This window comes from Lacinutrix sp. MEBiC02404 (assembly GCF_053601575.1).
Window position 1 is genome coordinate 1 of the sequence record NZ_JBSHNV010000066.1, and the last position, 1,500, is coordinate 1,500.

Genomic DNA, 1,500 nt, shown 5'->3' on the forward strand with positions numbered 1-1,500 from the left:
AGAGCAGATAGATTTTCGCACCAGATAATCTGTTTATTATTTAGTTAATTAAAATCTTTGTGACTTCAGTTTTACTTTTAGTTCCGATTTATCTAAGCAAATTTTGTTAATTATAAGTTAGGGAATTAGGTAAGCCCAAACTAAAACAATAGCAGAGAAAATAGAGGATTGACACTGTTTTTGCTAACGTTGTTGTATATGGTTTGTTGCGTGTTTTAAGCAACTAATTTAGTAAATAATTACCGACCAAGAAAGTCCGCGAGGACTTTCGTAAGTAGGTGAGAAGCCAGCAATAAATTATATACGGTGTTAGGCATAGTTATTTCTGCGATTCCAAATGTTTATCGAATAGTTTTTTCACTAACAATTCTTCCTCAGGATATATATCCTCCTTTTTTATTTTAATTTTCTCTTTTATATAATCGACAAGTTTTGGGTTAAACTCATACGATACAATTATATTCTTTTCAAGTCTCTCTTGTAATGGTTTGCATTGTTCGATTCTTGCATATTCTTCCTTGTAATAATTTTCAGCTTCTGGTGTTTCTTCGAGCGGTGAATATTGATAATTAACAATGTCAGAGAAAAAATGTTTTAAAGATTCCTCCAGTGGTAAGTTTAAATGACTGTTATTTATGAATAAACCTTCTTGAGCTATTATTCTGATATTATTATAAGTTTTAAATATTTCCTCATATTCTGCTTTATTCTCTATTAAGAATACATCTAATACATTAATATCGAACATTTCATCATCCATTCTATGGTATTTTTCATCATCCATATTTTCTCCATAGGCTTTTGAAAGGTCATCAAAATAGCTTTTTCTTTTTTTAACACCATCGTAAACGTTGTCAATATTGATAAGGTCTAAATCGTTTTTGTCAATATAATAAAGACTAAAATTTTCACTCGTACTATTTGATAATTTTTCTGTTGCAAAATATAAGGATTTGGAAAAATTTTCTGAAAAATCAACGAAAGATGTCGGCGCTCCAAAATGTTGAAGATATGCCATCAATGATAATTTAGATGGTGGTATTTTAAAAGAGTTTAAATATTTACTAAATAATGGATTTTGTCTACAAATTTTTATATAATCATTTATAAATTTGTTTGAATCTTCAATTACTACTTCGTTAGTTATTAAATGTCTTTGTAATGAAGAATAAATTTTATATCGCCAAGAACTAACGCCTCTGTAAACACCTTCTTTATTTTTGTGTTCATCGAATAAATTATCAAAATCTTGTTCAGTAGTTATTTGAATAACGTTGAAGTTCTTTTCTTTGTCTTCAATTTTGTCGTAAGATGGTAAAGTTTTAGCCAAGTGTTTTTTTTTTTTTTTTAATTATGCCTAACGTGTTTGTATATGGAAAGTTGCGTTTTGGTACAGGCGGATTTTCCGAAGGAAAATCAGAAGTAGCAAAAGAGCAACGAACTTTATTTAAGCACTAATCTAGCAATTTTTTATATACGTTGTTATAAAATGTAGCTAAA

1 protein-coding gene is annotated in these 1,500 nt (G+C 28.5%); it reads right to left on the reverse strand.

Annotation, left to right across the window (positions count from 1 at the left end; translation table 11 throughout):
* Window positions 1-319: 319 nt before the first annotated feature.
* The gene (locus tag ACVCXO_RS00410) at window positions 320-1,330 is read right to left on the reverse strand and encodes an FRG domain-containing protein (protein ID WP_452227625.1); all 1,011 of its coding nucleotides are present in this window, start codon (window positions 1,328-1,330) and stop codon (window positions 320-322) included.
* Window positions 1,331-1,500: the final 170 nt, after the last annotated feature.